Source organism: Streptomyces sp. NPDC060205 (genome assembly GCF_042728395.1).
In the GTDB taxonomy this organism is placed as follows: Bacteria; Actinomycetota; Actinomycetes; order Streptomycetales; family Streptomycetaceae; genus Streptomyces.
In genome coordinates this window covers 16127-33677 of sequence record NZ_JBHWZP010000076.1, presented here as the reverse complement: position 1 = coordinate 33677, position 17551 = coordinate 16127, and the positions used below count along the sequence as shown (strand labels likewise).

Annotated in this window: 15 protein-coding genes; 5 read left to right on the top strand and 10 right to left on the bottom strand. The window is 72.5% G+C overall.

Annotation, left to right across the window (positions count from 1 at the left end; all coding sequences use genetic code 11):
- Positions 1–135: 135 nt before the first annotated feature.
- Positions 136–1107, bottom strand: a complete 972-nt coding sequence (locus tag ACFWGJ_RS16170; protein ID WP_387324477.1) for an alpha/beta hydrolase — start codon at positions 1105–1107, stop codon at positions 136–138.
- 307 nt (positions 1108–1414) lie between these two features.
- On the opposite strand from ACFWGJ_RS16170, the gene ACFWGJ_RS16165 reads away from it, so the two are divergent.
- The gene (locus tag ACFWGJ_RS16165) at positions 1415–3088 is read left to right on the top strand and encodes an MFS transporter (protein ID WP_387324475.1); all 1674 of its coding nucleotides are present in this window, start codon (positions 1415–1417) and stop codon (positions 3086–3088) included.
- Here the strand turns inward: ACFWGJ_RS16165 and ACFWGJ_RS16160 are convergent.
- The 6 genes from ACFWGJ_RS16160 to ACFWGJ_RS16135 form a co-directional block, all read right to left on the bottom strand.
- The gene (locus ACFWGJ_RS16160; RefSeq protein WP_387324473.1) at positions 3063–3527 is read right to left on the bottom strand and encodes a DUF5709 domain-containing protein; all 465 of its coding nucleotides are present in this window, start codon (positions 3525–3527) and stop codon (positions 3063–3065) included. The genes ACFWGJ_RS16165 and ACFWGJ_RS16160 overlap by 26 nt on opposite strands.
- A 156-nt stretch (positions 3528–3683) precedes the next feature.
- Entirely contained in the window at positions 3684–4664 is a 981-nt protein-coding gene (locus ACFWGJ_RS16155) for a helix-turn-helix domain-containing protein (RefSeq protein ID WP_387324470.1), read from the bottom strand.
- A complete protein-coding gene (locus ACFWGJ_RS16150) occupies positions 4658–5686 on the bottom strand; it encodes a helix-turn-helix domain-containing protein (RefSeq protein WP_387324469.1) in 1029 nt (342 codons plus the stop codon). The genes ACFWGJ_RS16155 and ACFWGJ_RS16150 overlap by 7 nt, the downstream gene beginning before the upstream one ends.
- 73 nt (positions 5687–5759) lie before the next feature.
- A complete protein-coding gene (locus ACFWGJ_RS16145; RefSeq protein WP_387324467.1) occupies positions 5760–6725 on the bottom strand; it encodes an alpha/beta hydrolase in 966 nt (321 codons plus the stop codon).
- 31 nt (positions 6726–6756) lie between these two features.
- Positions 6757–9696 (bottom strand): LuxR C-terminal-related transcriptional regulator, encoded by a 2940-nt coding sequence (locus ACFWGJ_RS16140; RefSeq protein ID WP_387324466.1) that lies wholly within the window; start codon positions 9694–9696, stop codon positions 6757–6759.
- Positions 9697–9726: 30 nt separating this feature from the next.
- Positions 9727–10908 (bottom strand): hypothetical protein, encoded by a 1182-nt coding sequence (locus ACFWGJ_RS16135; RefSeq protein WP_387324464.1) that lies wholly within the window; start codon positions 10906–10908, stop codon positions 9727–9729.
- Between the two features lie 206 nt (positions 10909–11114).
- Here ACFWGJ_RS16135 and ACFWGJ_RS16130 point away from each other — a divergent pair, with 206 nt between their 5' ends.
- From ACFWGJ_RS16130 to ACFWGJ_RS16120, 3 genes are all read left to right on the top strand, one after another.
- Complete coding sequence (locus ACFWGJ_RS16130) at positions 11115–12824, top strand: thiamine pyrophosphate-binding protein (protein ID WP_387324463.1); 1710 nt, start codon at positions 11115–11117, stop codon at positions 12822–12824.
- A 39-nt stretch (positions 12825–12863) separates the two neighbouring features.
- Entirely contained in the window at positions 12864–13847 is a 984-nt protein-coding gene (locus ACFWGJ_RS16125) for a patatin-like phospholipase family protein (RefSeq protein WP_387324460.1), read from the top strand.
- 94 nt (positions 13848–13941) lie between these two features.
- A complete protein-coding gene (locus ACFWGJ_RS16120; RefSeq protein ID WP_387324458.1) occupies positions 13942–14823 on the top strand; it encodes a MarR family transcriptional regulator in 882 nt (293 codons plus the stop codon).
- A gap of 139 nt (positions 14824–14962) precedes the next feature.
- On the opposite strand, the gene ACFWGJ_RS16115 is transcribed toward ACFWGJ_RS16120, so the two are convergent.
- From ACFWGJ_RS16115 to ACFWGJ_RS16105, 3 genes are all read right to left on the bottom strand, one after another.
- Positions 14963–15733: a hypothetical protein gene (locus ACFWGJ_RS16115; RefSeq protein ID WP_387324456.1), complete on the bottom strand. Its 771-nt coding sequence runs from the start codon at positions 15731–15733 to the stop codon at positions 14963–14965.
- 89 nt (positions 15734–15822) lie between these two features.
- A complete protein-coding gene (locus tag ACFWGJ_RS16110) occupies positions 15823–16551 on the bottom strand; it encodes a LysR family transcriptional regulator (RefSeq protein WP_387324453.1) in 729 nt (242 codons plus the stop codon).
- Positions 16552–16609: 58 nt separating this feature from the next.
- Complete coding sequence (locus ACFWGJ_RS16105) at positions 16610–17080, bottom strand: MarR family winged helix-turn-helix transcriptional regulator (protein ID WP_387324452.1); 471 nt, start codon at positions 17078–17080, stop codon at positions 16610–16612.
- Positions 17081–17142: 62 nt separating this feature from the next.
- On the opposite strand from ACFWGJ_RS16105, the gene ACFWGJ_RS16100 reads away from it, so the two are divergent.
- Positions 17143–17511, top strand: a complete 369-nt coding sequence (locus ACFWGJ_RS16100) for a VOC family protein (RefSeq protein WP_387324449.1) — start codon at positions 17143–17145, stop codon at positions 17509–17511.
- The last annotated feature ends 40 nt before the right edge of the window (positions 17512–17551 follow it).

The window sequence follows — 17551 nt, the reverse complement described above, 5'->3', positions numbered from 1 at the left end:
CCGGCCATCGGCCGGGGGGGGGTGGTCGGGCGCTTCTGGGGCTGGGGGTGGGTTGGGGGGGGGCCGGCCCGCTGTCCGGGGGGGGGGCCGGGCCGCCCTGTGGGGTCCCTGCCCCCCCCCCCGGCCCGGACCGGATCAGCCCGTGTACAGGGCCGCGTGCAGGGTGCGTACGGCAAGGGAGATGGCGGCGTCGGCGGCGTGGGTCTCGCGCAGGGCGTTGAGCATCACGAAGTCGTGGATGACACCCTGGAAGCGGACCGCGGTGACGGCCACGCCGGCCGCGCGCAGCTTGTTGGCGTACGCCTCGCCCTCGTCGCGCAGGACATCGGCCTCACCCGTGATGACCAGGGCCGTCGGCAGGCCCGTGAGCTGCTCCGTGGTGGCGCGCAGCGGGGAGGCGGTGATCTGGGCGCGCTCGGCCTCGTCGGTCGTGTACTGGTCCCAGAACCACTGCATACCGTCACGGCGCAGGAAGTAGCCGGTGGCGAACTGGTGGTACGAGTTGGTGTCGAAGCTCGCGTCGGTCACCGGGTAGAACAGCACCTGCTGGAGCAGCGGGACTCCGCCGCGCTCCTTCGCCATGAGGGTGAGGGCGGCGGCCATGTTGCCGCCGACCGAGTCACCGGCCACCGCGATCCGGGTGGCGTCCAGGTCCTTGGTCGCGCCCTGCTCCACGACCCAGCGCGCCACGGTCCAGTTCTGCTCGATGGCGACGGGGTAGCGCGCCTCGGGCGAGAGGTCGTACTCGGGGAAGACGACCGCGGCGTTCGCGCCGACGGCCAGCTCGCGCACCAGGCGGTCGTGGGTGTGGGCGTTGCCGAAGACCCAGCCGGCGCCGTGGATGTAGACGATGACCGGCAGGGGGCCGGTGGCGCCGGCGGGCTTGACGATGCGCGCCCGGACGGTGCCCGTGGGGCCGCCCGACACCGTGATCCACTCCTCGTCGATCGCCGGCTTGGCGATCTCGCCGGACTGCACCTCGTCGACGGCCTTGCGGCCGTCCGCGGGGGCGAGGTCGAAGAGGTAGGGCGGGTTGGCGGTGGCCTCGGCGAAGACCTGGGCGGCGGGTTCGAGCACCGGCTCGACGGGCGTGAAGGCTTCGGACATGTGCATCTCCTGGGACTGCGTGGGCACCCCGATCGATGCCCTTGGGGCCACCGTAGAAGTGCTCTGCGCCGGGAAGTTGTCCCCGAGTGCACTCCCGTCGCCCCCGGAGTGCGGACGCGGACGCGCGCGCTGTGAAACCGGCGCCGGTGCGCTGTGGGGTTGGCGCCGGTGCGGTGCGAGGCCGGCGCCGGTGCGCTGTGGGGGCGGTGCCGGTGCGCGCACGGGACACCCCGCGCCCCGGTCCGGTCCTAGCGTGGCGGCTCGGCGGGTGACACCCCCGCCCGGACCGGACCCACTGGGGAGCACCATGAACGCCACCACCACCGACTCCCCCTGGGCGCCGCTCGCGGCTCGTGTCTTCCGGGCGCTGTGGATCGCCCAGCTGGTCTCCAACATCGGCACCTGGATGCAGACGGTGGGCGCCCAGTGGCTCCTCGTCGGGGACAGCGCCGCGCTGATGACGCTGGTGCAGACGGCCGCCAGCCTGCCCGTCGTGCTGCTGGCGCTGCCCTCCGGGGTGATAGCCGACCGGTTCGACCGGCGTACGGTGCTGGTGACCGCGCAGTTCGCGATGCTGGCGGTGTCCGGGGCGCTGGCCGTACTCGCCTTCCTGGACGCCCTGTCGCCGACGGTCCTGCTGCTCCTGACGTTCCTGCTGGGCTGCGGCACCGCGCTGATGGGCCCGGCCTGGCAGGCGATCCAGCCCGAACTGGTGGAGCGGGAGCGGCTGGGTCAGGCGGCGGCGCTCGGCGCGGTGAACATGAACCTCGCCCGTGCCGTCGGACCGGCCCTCGGCGGGGCGGTGGTCGCGGCGGCGGGCGCGGGCTGGGTCTTCGCCTTCAACGCCGCGTCCTACCTCGGCATCGCGACCGTCCTGCTGCTCTGGCGGCGCCCCGCCACGACGACCGCAGCGCCCGCCACGAGCGAAGGGCTGCTGGCCGCCCTGTACGCCGGCCGCCGCTATGTCCGGAACGCACCCGGCATCCGCCGCGTCCTGCTGCGCACGCTCCTGTTCATCCCCGGCGGCGCCGCCCTGTGGGCCCTGCTGCCGCTGACCGCGAGCCGTTCGCTCGGCCTCGGCTCCGGCGGCTACGGACTGCTCCTCGCGGCCGTGGGCGTCGGAGCGGTCGGCGGGGCCTTCCTGCTGCCCCGCGCCCATCGTCTGCTGGGCGCCAACGGCACCCTCACGGCCGGCGCCCTGATGTTCGCCGGGGTGCTCGCGGTGCTGGCCACCGTCCGCACCCCGTGGCTGGTCGCGCTCGCCCTGCTGCCCGCGGGCCTCGCCTGGATCGCCGTCCTGTCCACGCTCAACGCTGCCGTGCAGACGCGGCTCCCCGGCTGGGTCAGGGCCCGCGGTCTCTCCGTGTACCTCCTGGTCTTCCAGGGCGGGCAGGCGCTGGCCGCTCCCCTGTGGGGCACGGTCGCCGACCTGCTGGGGCTGAGCGCCTGTCTGCTGATCGCCGGCGCCGCGATGCTGCTGAGCGCGGCCAGCGTACGGCGGTGGCCGCTGCGTGACGCCGAAGGCATCGATCCCGCGCCGTCCGACCACTGGCCGGCGCCTCCCCTGGTGTTCGCGCCCGGGGAGGCGGACGGCCCGACGGGCCCGGTACTGGTCTCCGTCGTCTACCGGGTCGAGGCGGCGAACCGGGCCGAGTTCACGGACCGGATGCACCGCGTGGCCCGCTCCCGGCGCCGTACCGGAGCCCTGTCCTGGGGCCTCTACCAGGACGGCCACGCCCCGGAGCGGTTCATCGAGAACTACCTGGTCTCCTCCTGGGCCGAGCACCTGGACCAGCACCACGTCCGGCTGACGGCCACCGACCGCCGGTTCGAGGAGGAGGCCCGGGCGCTGGTCACCCCGGGCAGCACGCCCGAGGTGACCCACGCCTTCGACACCTCGGCGGGACCGCCGGTACCGCCCGCGTCCCCGAGCGCGGGAAGCAACGACGGGAAGGTCAAAAGCCCTCGGATTCCGGGATGACGTGCATCGCGGCCTCCTCCGCCGAGGCCCCGGCCCCGTCCAGGCCGCGGTCGGAGGCGAACAGGTCGGACTCGGTCACCTCGTGCGTGCCCTCGTCCGGCGCAAGGAGGCGGCCGGCACGGAGGTCGCCCACCTCGTCGTCGAGGAGTTCGCCGTCCGTGTCCGAGGAGTCGCCGAGGTCGTCGCCCTCCGGGACGCCGATGTCCGGCACCTCCTCGGCCAGACGCTCGTCGAGGGTCTCCCCGCGCTGCGCCTCCGCCGCCGTCACCCCCGTGTGCTCCACGGCCCAGGGCCGCTCCGGCGGCGAATAGCCCTCGTCGAGGGCTTCCGTGCCGGCCCGGTAGTCGAGCGTGTCCGAGGCGTCCAGCACGCCCGCGTCGTCCTGCACCTCCGACCCGTCCGGCTGGTAGACCTCGTCACCCATCGTCTCGTCCGTCATGTGCGCTCCATCGTTGTCGGGGTCGTTCGGTTCGATCCGGCCGTCGACCGGAAAGGGTAGAGGTCATACGTGCGGTCGTACGCGCAGCCGTACGTGTACTCGCAGTCGGGTCGCGCTCGGGGGTGGACCCACAGGTAGTCGTCCGCAGCGCCGGTGTCAGGAGTGCCGGTCCGCCCGGACCACGCCCGCCGCCCTGCGCCACTGCGCCGGTGACATCCCGTACGTCTCGCGGAACGCCCGGCTGAAGTGGGAAGGGCTGGTGAAGCCCCAGCGGGCGGCCACCTCGGCCACGGGACGGTGGGCCGTCGCGGGGTGGACGAGTTCCTCGTGCGCCGCTTCCAGCCGCCGGGTACGCACCCAGGCGCCCACGGTGGTGTCGTGCCGCCGGAAGAGCTGGTGCAGATAGCGCAGCGAGATGCCGTGCTGGTCGGCGATGGTCTGCGGGCCGAGCCCGGGTTCGCCCAGCCGGGCACGGACGGACTCGGTGATCCGTTCCCACAGGTCCGCCGGACCGGGCGGCCGGCCGGCCTGTTCGAGAGCCACGGTCGCCAGGATGTCCACGACGGTACGGGCGAGTTGCTCACGCCGGTCCGGTGCGGCCCGCGCGACCTCGTCGACGAGTCCGTCGAGCAGGGGCAGCAGCAGACCGGCCGCGCCCTCCGCGCGCTCGTCGACCACCGTGGCCGTCAGGGCGTGCAGTTGCCGTTCCTCCAGGCGCAGCAGGGCCCGCGGGACCATGAGGATCCGTGCCCGCTGCCGCTCGGGGAGCACGATCCGAAAGGGCCGCCGGGCGTCGAGGAAGGCCAGGTCGCCGGGGCGCAGTTCGGCGGTGCGGCCGTCCTGGAGCAGCCGGGCGGTGCCCTCCAGCTGGCGGCGGACCAGGAGGTGGGTCCGTGGGTCGGCGGCCACCGAACGGGCCCCGCGCAGCACGGTGCCGGGGCCGAACTCCTGGGTGGCGATCTGGAGTACGCCGAGTCGATCGGCGGTCAGTTCGCCGTCCCACGGACGGTCCTGCTCCACGGTGACCTCGACGTCCACGAAAATCCGCGAGAGGGCGCGCTGCCAGGAGGGAAGACGGTCGCCGGGCACCATGTCCCGGGTGGAGCAGGACGCCCACGGCGCGTGGCCGGTCAGCATGACACCGTTCCTGCCCATACCCGGTCCCGCCAGTCCGTCGGGGACAGCCCGAAGGCGTTACGGAAGGCCTTGCCGAGCCCGGCGGGGCCGCTGAACCCCCAGCGGCGGGCGACCTGGCCCAGGCTGACGGAGCCCGGCGGCCGGGCGGCGAGCTCCTTGCGGCACTCCTGCAGTCGCTGTTCGCGGATCCACCGGCACACGGTGCTGTCCTCGGCCTCGAACAGCCGGTGCAGACGGCGGACCGAGATGCCGTGCGCCCCGGCGATGACGGACGGGGTCAGCCCGGGATCCGACAGATGCCAGCGGATGTACGTGCGGACTCGCAGCAGCAGCACGCCGTCGGCGCCCGGCAGTTCGGCGGGATCCGCTCCCAGCTGGTCCGCGGCGGTCGCCGCCATCAGGTCGATGACGCTCTCGGCCAGCCGGTCGGCCGTCGGGGTCGCGTACGACGCCGAGGTGTCCGCCAGCCGGTCCAGCATCGGCGCGAGCAGGGCGGGCAGGCCACCGCTGGGACGTACCGAGCGGCCGGTGAGCTGCCGCAGGCCGCCGTCGGGGAGCTGCAGCAACGCGCGCGGAACCGCGAAGATCTTCATCCGGAAGCGTTCCGGGAAGACGGTGTGAAAAGGGCGGACGGTCTCGAAGAACCCGATGTCCCCGGTCCGCAGTTCGGTGGTGCGGCCGTCCTGTTCGACCTGGGCCCGGCCGGCGCCCTGAACGGCCACGAAGACCTGCCGTCCGTCGCCGCGGGCGATGGAACGCGGTGTGCGGTGTACACGACCGGGGTCGCACTCCACCGTGGTGATCTGCATGTTTCCCAGGTGGTCCGTCCGCAGGGCGGCGTCGTAGGACCGCCCTTGGGCGCTGATGTCCATTCCCACCAGGGTGTCGAGGACGGCGTCGTGCCAGTAGTCCAGGCTCTCGCTCGGCGCGACCGAGCGGGTGGTCAGCACGGTGCTCCGCCCGCTCGCCGGTGGGGCCGGGTGCGGACGTCTCTCCTCGTGGGAGTCGATCGCGGTTGGCATACCGCCAGCATGGCGCGGCGGTACCGGTCCACGCATCAGTCGGCCGACTGCTCCTGGGCCGTCTCCGTACCGACTACGTCGAACGCGTGCGCAAGAAGGCGGATCCGGTCAGGATGGCCGCCCGGGTGGGCTCGCTGTCGGCCAGCGCGTGCAGCGCCACGAAGTCGTGGATCGTCCCGAGGAACCGCACGGACGCCGCCTCGACCCCGGCCTCGGACAGCCGGCGCGCGTACTGCTCGCCCTCGTCGCGGGCCACGTCGGCCTCGGCGGTGACGACCAGGGCGGGCGGCAGCCCCGCCAGTTCCTCCGTGCGGGCCCGCAGCGGTGCGGCGGTGGATTCGCTCCGCCGGGCGGGGTCGGCGACGTACCGGGCCCAGTAGGCGCGCAGCGCCTGGCGTGTGAGGAGGTAGCCGGTGGCGAACTGCCGTTGTGAAGCGCTGTCGCAGCGGGCGTCGGTGAGCGGGTAGTAGAGCAGTTGCGCGCCGATCCGCGGGCCGTCGCGGTGCTTCGCCAGCATGGTCACGGCGGCCGCCAGCGTGGCCCCGGCGCAGTCCCCCGCCACCGCCAGCCGGGCAGGGTCCAGGGCGAGTTCGTCGGCTCGGGAGACCGCCCAGGTCAGCAGGGAGTAGCACTCCTCCAGGGCCACCGGGTAGCGGGCCTCGGGGGCGCGGCTGTACTCCGGGACCACGGCGCACATGCCCGCGCCGGTGACGAGTTCGCTGATGAGCCGGGCGTGGGTCTGTGCGTCGCCGAGCGCCCAACGGCCCCCGTGCAGATACAGGAGGGCCGGCAGCGGGCCGGGCACCCCGGCCGGGCGGACGGTCCAGAAGCCGAGCAGTCCGGACGGACCGACCGGCGCCACGCGGAAGACCGCGTCCACGTCGAAGTCCTCGAACCGCTCGGGCTGGGTCTCCCGCAGGGCGCGCCGCGCCGTGTCCGGGCCGAGGTCGTCGAGGGTGGGCGGGGTGGCGGAGGCGGTGATCAAGCGCTGCACCACGTGGTCGAGAGTGACCGCCGCACCCGGTTCTCCGGGTCTCATGGGCTCTCCTCCGACCGTTCTGTCGGCGCTCTCACCGGCCTTGTACCAGGTCACGGAGCTGGTGACGGCTGCTGACGCCGAGCTTGGGATACACGTTGTACAGATGCGAGCCTACGGTGCGCGGCGAGAGGAAGAGCCGCTCACCGATCTCACGGTTCGACAGACCGCTCGCGGCGAACTGGACGATCTGCCGCTGTTGAGCCGTCAGCCCTTCCAGGGGGCCCGCGCTCGTGGGGGTGGGCGCGGCGCCGCTGGCGCGCAGTTCGATGCGGGCGGCGTTCGCGAGGGCGCCGGCGCCGAGGCGTTCGGCCGTCTCCAGGACCGTGGTCAGCTGTCGGCGTGCCTCCAGGGTCCGGCGCCGACGGCGCAGCCGGATGGCGTAGTCGAGGCGGACGTGCCCGCGCTCCCACGGCCACCGTCCGGCTCCGTGATTGACGAGCGCGAGCTGGAAGTGCTCCTCGGCCTCGCTCTCCGGGCCGACCATGGCGGCGGCGTGGTGCATGAGCAGCGTCATCCTGGTGCTCGGGCGTTCCCCCTGCTCCGCACGGACCCGTTCCAGGATCGGCAGCGCCTCGGCGGACCGGCCGGTGCGCTGGGCGGCGACCGCGAGTTCGGCGATGCTCCGCGCGGACAGATGGGGGTGCACGGGCGCCCCGTCGGCGGTGAACAGTTCACGCAGGTGCTGCCAGGCGTCCTCTCCGTCCCCTTGGGAGAGGGCGGCGAGTCCGCGGGCGCGCAGCAGGCGGGCGTGCGTGGCCCGGTTCTCGTCCAGGCAGACAGCACGCCAGACGGCGGGGGTGAGCCGGGGCGCCTCCGTGAGGGTTCCGCGCAGCGCGCGGACGGTGAGTGCCTGTGCCTCCAGATCGGCCTGGAGGCGGGGCAGGCGCAGCACCGCGGCCTCGGTCAGGGCGTCCTCGATGACGGTTTCGGCCTCGGGGAAGCGTCCGATCGCGAGGAGGGTGTCGACGAGTGGGAGGACCGACCAGCCGCGCAGTCCGAAGGCTCGGGCGGCTCGCAGCCGGTCGTCCGCCGTGCGCGACTGTCCCAAGTCCACGTCCGCCTCGTCCGCGTGGCGGGCCACGGAGGCGAGGACCGTCCGGGCGGCCGGGCCGTCCGGTCCGGGCGATGGCACAACCGGTCCGGCGGACGGCACGTCAGGGCCGGCGGGCGGCGCATCGGAACCGGCGTGCGGCACGTCAGGGCCGGCGGACGCCGCATCGGGTCCGGCGGACGGCACATCAGGGCCGGCGGGCCGGGAACTGTGCGGCCGGCCCAGGCCGGAGTGCGAGGCGGTGGCGGACTTCGGCCGGGCCACCACCGTGACCAGTGCTTCCAGTGCCCGCCGCGCGTGCGGTGTGTCCAGGCGGAGCAGCGGCCCGGCCGCGGCGGGGTGCCACCGCTCGGACGCACGGGCCTGCCGGGCGCGGTCGAGCAGGGTGGACAGGGCCGCCGTGTGCTCCGGCAGACCCGACTGGTCGGCGATGGCCGCCGCGAGGCCCGTGAGCGCGAGCGCGTGGGTCCGGTCGATCGCCGGAAGGTGTTCGGCGACCTCGGCCAGCACCTCGAAGGCCTCGCGCTGGGCGGACTCCTGGGAGAGGACGGAGGCCAGGGCGCCGGCCGCCGCACAGACGAGTTCCGGATCCGGTTGCGGGCCGGCCTTCGGATCGGCGTCCGGATCGGCGGACTCCCGCACGAGCCGTCCGTACAGCTCCCGCACCCAGCCGGGATCGCCCACCATGTGCGCCGCCGTCAGGGCCTCGGCCAGCCCACGCGCCCGTTCCGACCGTTGGGGGCTGAGCCGGGCCGCCTGCTCCAGGGCGGTGGCGGCCGCCCCCGCGTCCCCGCGCCGCCAGGCGGACTCCGCCAGCAGTGCGGCCACGAACGCGTTGGGTCCCACGGTGGTGGCGGCCAGATGGCGGGCCCTGGCCTCGGGCAGCACGGCGATCTTGGCGAGGTCACGGTGTGCCTGCTGACGTTCGCCGGCCGGCCGCCTGAGATACGCGGCCGAGCGTGCGAGCGGATGCCGGAAGTCGAGCCGGTCCTCGGCCAGTACAACCAGTCCGGCCTCCTCCGCCGGTGCCCACACCGCCAGGTCGTCGGTGCCCAGGGCGGCCATGACGGCGCCGACGGTCTCGCCGGGCCCGGCCGCCGCCGCGTACAGCAGGGCACGGCGTGTCGGCGCTGGGAGCGCGTCGAGTCGTACGCCGAAGACGTGCTCCCCGCGAGAGTGTCGCGTCACTCCGGTGGGCCCCGGGACACCGCGGCCCAGTTCCACGAGGGCCAGCGGGTTGCCCTCGGCCTCCGCCAGGATCTCCAGTCGGCGCCTGCCCGTGGGAGCGGACGGCTGCCGGTCGAGGAGCGCGGCGGCCGGCGCGCCGCTCAGCGGGCCCAGTCGCAGGGTCTCGGAACCGGGCGGCGGGCCGGGCAGATCCGCCTCGTGACGGGCGGCGAGCAGCAGCGTGAGCGCACGGCCGGGCAGCAGCCGGGCCGCGGTGAACAGCGCCTCCAGGAAGGTGCGGTCGCACAGGCCGGCGTCGTCCACGCACACCAGCACCGGGCGGAGGGCGGCGAGCCGCTCCAGTAACGCCGTCACCGCCGCGTGCAGCTCCGCCCTGTCCCCGTCGTCCGCTCCCGGTCCGGCGGTCAGCACCCGCTGCTGCGCGGCGGTCAGGGCGGCGAGTTCGCCTCGTACCGGCGGTGTCAGCAGTTGCCGCAGGCAGGCCCGCGGGTACCCCAGGTCCTCGGCCCAGCCCTGCGCGGACAGCACCAGTACGCCGTCGGCGGCTGCCCGCTCCCGGACGTGCCGGAGCACGGTCGTGCGCCCGCTGCCTTCCTCGCCGAGGAGCAGCAGGGTCTGAGAAGTGCCGGGCTCACGCCGCACGCTCCGCAGGATCAGCTCGATCTCACCGTCCCGGCCCAGGACGGCGGCCTGGTGGCCGGTCATGGGCTGCTGGGGCGGGTGGAGCGTCATGCACGTACTCCCGGGGCGGTGCGTTTTCCCTTACCCGGGGATTGTCGCCCGGACGGGGGCGACACCGCTTCTGTCACGTGACTGGTCACGGGCCCCACCACGTGGTCCAGGGACGGTGCTCCAGACATGAAGAGCGGACTCGGTGGCGGAGGCGGTGTACCAGGTGCCGTCGCCCAGCGCCCTGGGCGGGCCGGGCACCTCGAAGGGGTACACGAGACGGTCGACCGGTCCCCTTCGGGCCGCGTCGATGAGCCAGTGCCTGCCCGTGCCGAACTCCTCGTCACTCTCGACCGTCCCGACGACGACGGTGTCCTCGTCGACGAAGCCGCCCTCGTAGTCGAAGAACGCCTGGGTCTCGTCGTCCTCGAACGTTTCGGGCCGCCCGGTCGTCAGCGCGGGGTGCGGAGGGAGTGCGTCCGCGGACAGGGCGGCCTCGACCACGCCGTCGGCGACCCGGTGGAGGGCCAGGGTGTCCTGGTCGTGGGTGACGGTGAGCAGACGGTCTCCGGTGGGACTCACCGCGAGCAGGACGCGGTTCTCGTCGCCGAAGCTGTCGACGGTGAGCGTGCGGCCGTTCCAGCGTCCCCAGCGCAGCGGAGCGCCGTCCTGTCCCTCGCCGACGGTCAGACCCATCTGGCCGGGGTCGGGATGCCCGACGTGGTCGGAGCCCTCGGCCGCCGTATGCGTCGCGGCGCGGGCGAGCACCGTGCCGTCCTCGGCGGCCATGATCCGCCATTCGTCCGCTCCGCGGCCCCGGTCGTGGGTCAGCGGGCCGCGGACGTGGGCCCACACCAGTGTCCCGTCCGCGGAGAACCCGGCCGAGCCGCTGCCGACGTACCGATGGTCCCGCTCGTCGGCGTACTCGGTGAAGGACTCGTGCCCCGCGCAGCCCGCCCAGCACCGGTGCCGCGCCTGCCACCGTACGTTTCCCTCCCGGTCCAGAACCTGCAGCGCGTGGAGCCCGGCGAAGACGGCCAGATCACCGGCAGGCGACACCGCGCAGTGACCGTACCGGCGCGGCCAGGGAGCCGGTATACGGCAGGTCTCGCTCGCAGCCCAGGTCTCGTCGAGGTTCTGCACGAGCAGCTCCGTGTCACCACGCTGTACGAGCAGCCGTGTCCCGGCTCGCCACTCCAGGCGGGGGGCGTCATCGGCCCTGGAGAAGGCCAGGGGGGCGGCGATCGTGGACACGAGTCGGGCGGGCTGTGGCACGAGGACTCCGAGAGAGGGGGAACTTCCTGCCAGGACGGTACGACACGCCACTGACATCGGTGCCGATGCCCGGACCGCCCCCAGGAGTGGCCGATTCTCACGCGTGGAGCCTCCCGGTCCTCAACTACGCTGCAGAGTCCGAGAACGGACAGAACGTAAGGAAGATCTCAAGACGGACATGCGGTGGGGCGAGTCGGGGAGGGGCCATGAAGGTCTACGAGGCCATCGTCAAGGGGCTGGAAGGGATCGGGGTGAAGACCGCCTTCGGCGGTGCCGGGGAGAGCGTCGCCGACCTGATGCTGGCCCTGGAGGAGTCGCGACGGATCCGGACGGTCATCACCCGTAACGAGCAGGCCGCCTCCTTCATGGCCTGCGGTGAGGCCATGTACACGAACCGGCTGGGCTTCTGCTTCGCGACGGCCGGCCCTGGCGCGTTCAACCTGATATCGGGGCTCGGCGTGGCGATGACCGACTCCTATCCGGTGCTGGCCGTCTCGGGTTACGCACGGATGGAGTGGGAGGGGTGGGGTGCGCTCAACGAGACCTCGGGGGTGCACCGCACGGCCGACTCCCGGGCCATGTTCGCGGCCACGACCAAGAAGTCGTTCCTGATCTCCGACCCGTCCGACACCTGCGATGTCCTGGAGGAGGCCGTCAACATCGCTCTGGGCGGACGGCCGGGACCGGTGCACATCCATGTGGCCAGCGACCTGAACGAGCGCGGCACCGAGGTGAAGAACTTCCGGCCCCTGCGGCTCGACGTGGCACCGGTCCTGCCCGACCCCGCGCGGGTGGAGGAGATCGCGTCGGCCCTGGCGGACGCGCTCGGGCGGCGGAAGAAGATCGTGCTGCTCGCCGGTTTCGGCGCGGTACGCAGCGGAGCCGGGCCGGAGATCAGGCGGCTGATCGAGCGGTTCCAGATCCCGTTGGTCACCACGCTGGACGGCAAGGGCATCGTGTCGGAAGGGCATCCGCTCGCCGTGGGGGTCTTCGCCGACAGCGGTCACTCCAGCGCCTGGAAGGCCTTCCGCGAGGCCGACGTCGTCCTGGCCGTCGGGAACTCCTTCAACCAGCACGCCACCTTCGACTTCCGCGGCGACCTCTTCGAGGACAAGCTGCTCATCCATGTGAACATCGACGGGGACGAGTTCGAGAAGAGGTACCGGGCGCACCACACCCTGGTGTCCGACGCCCGCCCGGCGGTGGCGGCACTCGTCGACGCGCTGGAGCGGCGGGTCGGTGAGGTGCCGCGGGCCGAGGTCGACGGCCAGGACTACGAGGCCCGGCGCATCGTCCGTCTGCCCGGAAAGCTCCATCCCGGCCAACTCGCCCAGGCGATCGGCCGGATGCTGCCCCCGCAGGGCATCCTGCTGGGTGACGCGGGCGCCCACACGGCCTGGCTCGGCTACTACGTGGAGCTGGAGGACGGGCAGCACTTCCGCAAGGCCGGTTCGTACGGGCCGATGGCCGGAGCCGTCAACAGCGCCATCGGCGTACAGCTCGCACACCCGGGACGGACCGTCGTCGTCGGCTGCGGTGACGGGTGCTACGCGATGAGCGGGTTCGAGCTGATGACCGCCGTCGAGCACGAGATCCCCGTCATCTGGGTCATCTTCAACGACGAGGAATTCAAGCTGATCAAGCTCTACCAGCTGTCCCAGCACGGGGAGTCCGCCCTGACCGAATTCCGCAACCCGGACTACACGGCGTACGCGCGCGCGTGCGGGGCGGACGGCTACCGGGTGGACACGCTCGACGAGTTCGAGGACGCGTTCCGCAGGGCGCTGCGCTCCGGCCGGCCCACGCTCATCGACGCCCACATCACCCGGTGGGCCGTTCCGCACTACAGCCCCTCACCGGACGGTGTGATCGCCGGTCTCGTCGAGGCCGTCGAGGAACGCCTGAGGGAGGACTGAGGGAGCACGGAGAAAGACCGGACCAGAAGGGGGGGAGCCATGTCCGATGCGGATCTGGTTCTGGAAGGCGGCGGGGTACGCGGCCTGGGCACCGCGGGTGCGGTGATCCGGCTGCTGGAGGAGGGATACACCTTCCAGCGCGTGGCGGGCACCTCCGTGGGTGCCGTCGCCGCGGCCTTCGTGGCGGCGGGCATGGACGCCGAAGAGCTGCGCGAGGTCATGGAAGACCTGGAACTGAGCCTGATACCCGACCGGGAGCGGCTCGGACCGCGGCCGATGCCAGGCGTTCCGATGCTGAGCGAAGGCCTCTCACTCCTCCGCCGGCACGGGGCATACCAGGGTGTCTGGATCCACGACTGGATCAAGGCCGTACTCGCCAGGAAGAAAGTCATCACCTTCGCCGACCTGCGGCGCGAGGACAGCGGTGATTCCGCGGGGCTGACCGACGACCAGAGGTACAAGCTGGTGGTGACGGCCACCGACGTCACACGCGGCCGGCTCCTGCGGCTGCCCTGGGACTACCACCTCTACGGCCTGAAGGCTGAGGAGCAGCTGGTGGCCGACGCCGTACGAATGTCACTGTCGATCCCCTTCTACTTCCAGCCGCGCGCACTCACCCACCGCGCGACCGGTCAGGACTCGGTGATCGTCGACGGCGGGGTGCTGTCCAACTACCCCGTGGAGATCTTCGACCGCACCGACGGAGAGAAGAGCCGCTGGCGGACCATCGGGGTACGCATCCTCCCCGACCTGCCCGCGGGCATGGCCCAGTTGTTCTCGCTCCCGGCCCTGAAGCTGTTCCCCCTGCTGGAACTGCTTCAGCAGGTCGTGACGACCGCCGTGGTGGGCAACGACCAGAGCCACCTGGACCGCCCCGGCGTACGGGACCGGACCATCGCCGTCGACCTCCCGGCCCTCGGCGTGACCGACTTCGGACTGGACCTGGCCCAGCGCCAGGAGGCCGTCCAACGGGGCTGGCACGCGGCCGACGCCTACGTGCGGCGGTGTCCCACCGATCCGTGACTGCGGACGGGCCCGGCGACCGTGCCCCCGGTCACCGATGAGTTCGGGTGGGCTGGACGGTCCAAGTCGGCACACCCGACACAGGGAGCACCCGATGGGCAAGACGCGCCCGCATCCGATGACCGACACCGCCCGCCGCATGTTCGAACTGCTGGAGCCGATCTGCCTGGTCACCTTCCTCGCCGACGAGTGCAACGAGGAACTGGCCGCTCTCGGCCACCGCACCTACTGGGACGGCTACTTCGCCAGCCGGGCCGCACCCCTGGGCCGGGTGCCGGCCCAGGTCGTGCACGCGGCGTTCTACAACTTCGCCGACGGGGAAGCGGCACGGCACATCCCCGGCGCCTGGGAGACGATCCCGCCCGAGGCCTCCGTCGCCGCGCGGGAGCGGGGCAGCGCGGCCTCCCTTCGGCGCATCCTCGGCGACGAACTGGCCGCTTCTCCGGGCCTGCTGCGCGCCGCCGACCTGACCACCAAGGCCGCGACGAGCGCGCCCACCGAAGGCCGGGTGATGTACGCCGGCATGCGCACTCTTGAGATTCCCGGCGACCCCGTCGCCCGGCTGTGGCATTCCGCGACCATGCTGCGCGAACACCGCGGCGACGGGCACATCGCCGCTCTCGTCGGCGCGCGCATCGGTGGTACGGAGGCCCATGTGCTCTCCGCCCTGGAACAGGGCATTCACCCGCCGGAGTCGTTCGGGCGCATCCATCACCTGCCGAAAGAGCGCCTGGCCGCGGTCATGAACGGCCTGCGCGACCGCGGACTCGTCGACACCGACGGCCACTTCACCGACACCGGCCGCGCGACGAAACAACGTATCGAGACCCTCACCGACGAACTCGCCGCCGCGCCCTGGGACGCCCTGTCCCCCGCCGAACTCGACGAACTGATCACCGAGCTGGAACCCATCACGGCGACCCTGACGGCCACGGACTCGCACACGCCTGCCGACTGCTGCACGCCCTCCACATGAGGATGGATGCCCGCTCTGTTCCTGGCGCCGAACAGACGGGCCCCGTAGGAGCCGTAGGAGCCGTAGGAGCCGTAGGAGCCGTAGGAACGCATACGGGGTACGGGGACCCGGACCCGTACCCCGGTCATCCTCGCCGCGATCACCCCGCGTCCGGGGCGAGTTCGGCCCTGCGGTCCTTCTCCGCCTGGGCGTCCCGCTCACGCTGGAGGCGGTCACAACCGGCCGGTTCCAGTTTCTTGCCGGTCACCGCGGCGGGCTGTCCCCTCTCGGCTCGGAACTCGTAGCAGTCCCTGCCATACGGGCCCGCGCCGTCCGACAGCCGCGCGAGAGCGACGAGTCGGCCGCCTTTGACCTCGCTGTCCGCGAGTTCGACGCCCGGGGTGCTCCAGACCTCGGCGGAGCGGGCGCCCTGCGGACCCCGGGCGGCCACCGCCGTACGCAGTTCGGTGACGATGTCCTTGGCGACGGCTGCGGGCTCACGGTAGGGCCGCACCGACCGCACCCGGCAGGCCTCGGCCGGTAGTTCACGTACGCCGACGGACGGATCGGGCTCGGCCGGGACGACTTCGAAGCGGTAGCAGCCGGTGGCTTGCGTGCCGCCGAAGCCGACGTTCACCATCCCGGTGAATCGAGCGGTGATCGTCACCCGGCCTTCGCGCCGCTCGGTCAGTGCCGCCTGCTTGTTCGTGTTCCAGACCGCGCGCTGGATCTCCGTGTCCAGCAGCACACCATCGGTGGCCGACCTCGCCAGCTGGGCCCGCGCACCGTCGACCGCTTCCCTGACCCGGTCCCGGGCGTCGGCGTCGGCTTCCCTGCCGGTGTTCCAGAAGGACACCAGCACGACCACGACCCACACGAGCACCAGGACCAGCACCGCCAGACAGCCCTTGAAAAGACAACCCCCGCGCATAGCGATACCCGCACACTCCCTCACGGTCTGAACCACCACGCCACCGAACTGAGCCCGTCACCACGGCGACACGCCACTACGGCGACACGTCACCACCGCGGCACGTCAGCACCGCGGCGAAGACGAACTGCAGCCTGCCATCCCGTCAGCCGTTGTGCGACGCCTTGTCCGTGCGACGGCGCGCCCATGGAGCTCGGGTGTATCCGGGACCGGTAGTCGTCCTGCCTGGCTCCGGACAGCACGGAGACGGGGCCGACCTGGTGCAGCCCTCCCCGTCCTGGCGGTCGACCAGGCGGTGTCGTTCTCCGCGCCGACAGCGGCGTCCGTCGACGCTGCGGTGACCTCCGCGACATGTCCGAGTGTCTCGTCCACCCCGCGCACCAGGTATCCGGCGTTGGGGTGCGGGCGCCTCGTGGGCTGCGTACTCGGGTCGGCGTTCCAGAGCAGTGGTTCCCCGGCCAGGTCGGTCTCGGTGACCCCCTCCTTGCCTGCCAACCGGCGCCCGGTGGGCAGCACCGCCACCCGCGGCTCGATGTACAGAGGGGGTGACGCGCAGTCCGGTCTCGTCGATGGGCAGCCGCACATAGCCGACGTCGACGCGGCCGTCGAGCAGCATCGGCGCCTGGTCGTCCCCTTCGATCCGCTGCACGTCCAGACGACATCCGGGTGCCGCGGGCGGCGGCGGACACCCGGCGGCGGACCGCGTGCGCGGTGGCGAGCAACGGGCCCGCGTCGGTGAGCGCTACGCCGTGCCGGTCCCTGGTGAACAGCGCGGCGCCGAGATCCTGCTCCAGCGCACGGATCTGCCGGCTGAGCACCCGCCGAGAGCGGTGGGCCGTTCCTGCTGCGGCGGCCGGCAGGCCATGGGCTCAACAGCTATGCGCCGCCGCTGGCGCCTCTGGACCCGCCGCCCTCGCGCAGGGAGTGAATCATGCTCTGCAGGATCCGGAACGCGCCCGACTGTTCGTCCTCGGTCATGCCGGCCAGCATTCTGACCTCGACGGAACGGACCGCGACGGACGCCTCTTCAAGGCTCCGTCGGCCGCGCGGCGTGAGCCGTGCGGGCAGGACCTTCCCTACGGGTGCCTCCGCGGGCCTGGTCACAAAGCCCTCGCGTTCCAGGTTCTGGAGCAGCACGTTCATCGACTGCCGCGTCACGAACGCGCCCCGTGCGAGCTCGGAGTTCGACAGGCCCGGCCGTTGGGCCAGCAGTTCGAGGCAGGAGTAGTGCGTCACGCTCATGCCCAGCGGCCGCAGCACCTCCTCCATGCCCACGCGCAGGACACTCGACGCCTCTTTGAGCAGGTAGCCCAGAGACGTCTCCAGGTCGACACCGTCTTGATTCATGTCAGGATTCTGACATACAGTGGTTCGTGTCAGAAAGCTGACACGAATGAAGGAGCATCATCATGCCCGTCACCGGTCCCGACTTCATCTCGCTGCAGGCGCGCGACCTCGACGCTTCACAGGCGTTCTACGAGCAGTACCTCGGCCTCGTCCGCTCGCCGGCCGGGCCCCCGCACGCCGTCGTCTTCGAGACGAAGCCGATCGCGTTCGCCCTCCGCGACCTCGTTCCCGGAACCGATCTCGACTCCGTCGCCCAGCCCGGCATCGGTGCCGCGATCTGGCTCCACGCCACCGACGTCCAGGCCATCCACGACGCCCTCGTCGCCGACGGTCACACCATCGTGTCCGCACCGATCGACGGCCCCTTCGGCCGCACCTTCACCTTCGCCGACCCCGACGGCTACCAGGTCACGCTCCACGACCGCGTCTGACACCCCCTACGCCGTCCACCACTCAGTCGCAGCACGCCTC

Excerpts from the sequence above, each read along its gene's own strand:
- ACFWGJ_RS16145 (WP_387324467.1), bottom strand. The coding sequence starts at position 6,725 with ATGAGACCCGGAGAACCGGGTGCGGCGGTCACTCTCGACCACGTGGTG.
- ACFWGJ_RS16130 (WP_387324463.1), top strand. The coding sequence starts at position 11,115 with ATGAAGGTCTACGAGGCCATCGTCAAGGGGCTGGAAGGGATCGGGGTG.
- ACFWGJ_RS16125 (WP_387324460.1), top strand. The coding sequence starts at position 12,864 with ATGTCCGATGCGGATCTGGTTCTGGAAGGCGGCGGGGTACGCGGCCTG.
- ACFWGJ_RS16155 (WP_387324470.1), bottom strand. The coding sequence starts at position 4,664 with ATGCTGACCGGCCACGCGCCGTGGGCGTCCTGCTCCACCCGGGACATG.
- ACFWGJ_RS16160 (WP_387324473.1), bottom strand. The coding sequence starts at position 3,527 with ATGACGGACGAGACGATGGGTGACGAGGTCTACCAGCCGGACGGGTCG.
- ACFWGJ_RS16105 (WP_387324452.1), bottom strand. The coding sequence starts at position 17,080 with ATGAATCAAGACGGTGTCGACCTGGAGACGTCTCTGGGCTACCTGCTC.
- ACFWGJ_RS16170 (WP_387324477.1), bottom strand. The coding sequence starts at position 1,107 with ATGTCCGAAGCCTTCACGCCCGTCGAGCCGGTGCTCGAACCCGCCGCC.
- ACFWGJ_RS16140 (WP_387324466.1), bottom strand. The coding sequence starts at position 9,696 with ATGACGCTCCACCCGCCCCAGCAGCCCATGACCGGCCACCAGGCCGCC.
- ACFWGJ_RS16150 (WP_387324469.1), bottom strand. The coding sequence starts at position 5,686 with ATGCCAACCGCGATCGACTCCCACGAGGAGAGACGTCCGCACCCGGCC.
- ACFWGJ_RS16120 (WP_387324458.1), top strand. The coding sequence starts at position 13,942 with ATGGGCAAGACGCGCCCGCATCCGATGACCGACACCGCCCGCCGCATG.
- ACFWGJ_RS16115 (WP_387324456.1), bottom strand. The coding sequence starts at position 15,733 with ATGCGCGGGGGTTGTCTTTTCAAGGGCTGTCTGGCGGTGCTGGTCCTG.
- ACFWGJ_RS16100 (WP_387324449.1), top strand. The coding sequence starts at position 17,143 with ATGCCCGTCACCGGTCCCGACTTCATCTCGCTGCAGGCGCGCGACCTC.
- ACFWGJ_RS16165 (WP_387324475.1), top strand. The coding sequence starts at position 1,415 with ATGAACGCCACCACCACCGACTCCCCCTGGGCGCCGCTCGCGGCTCGT.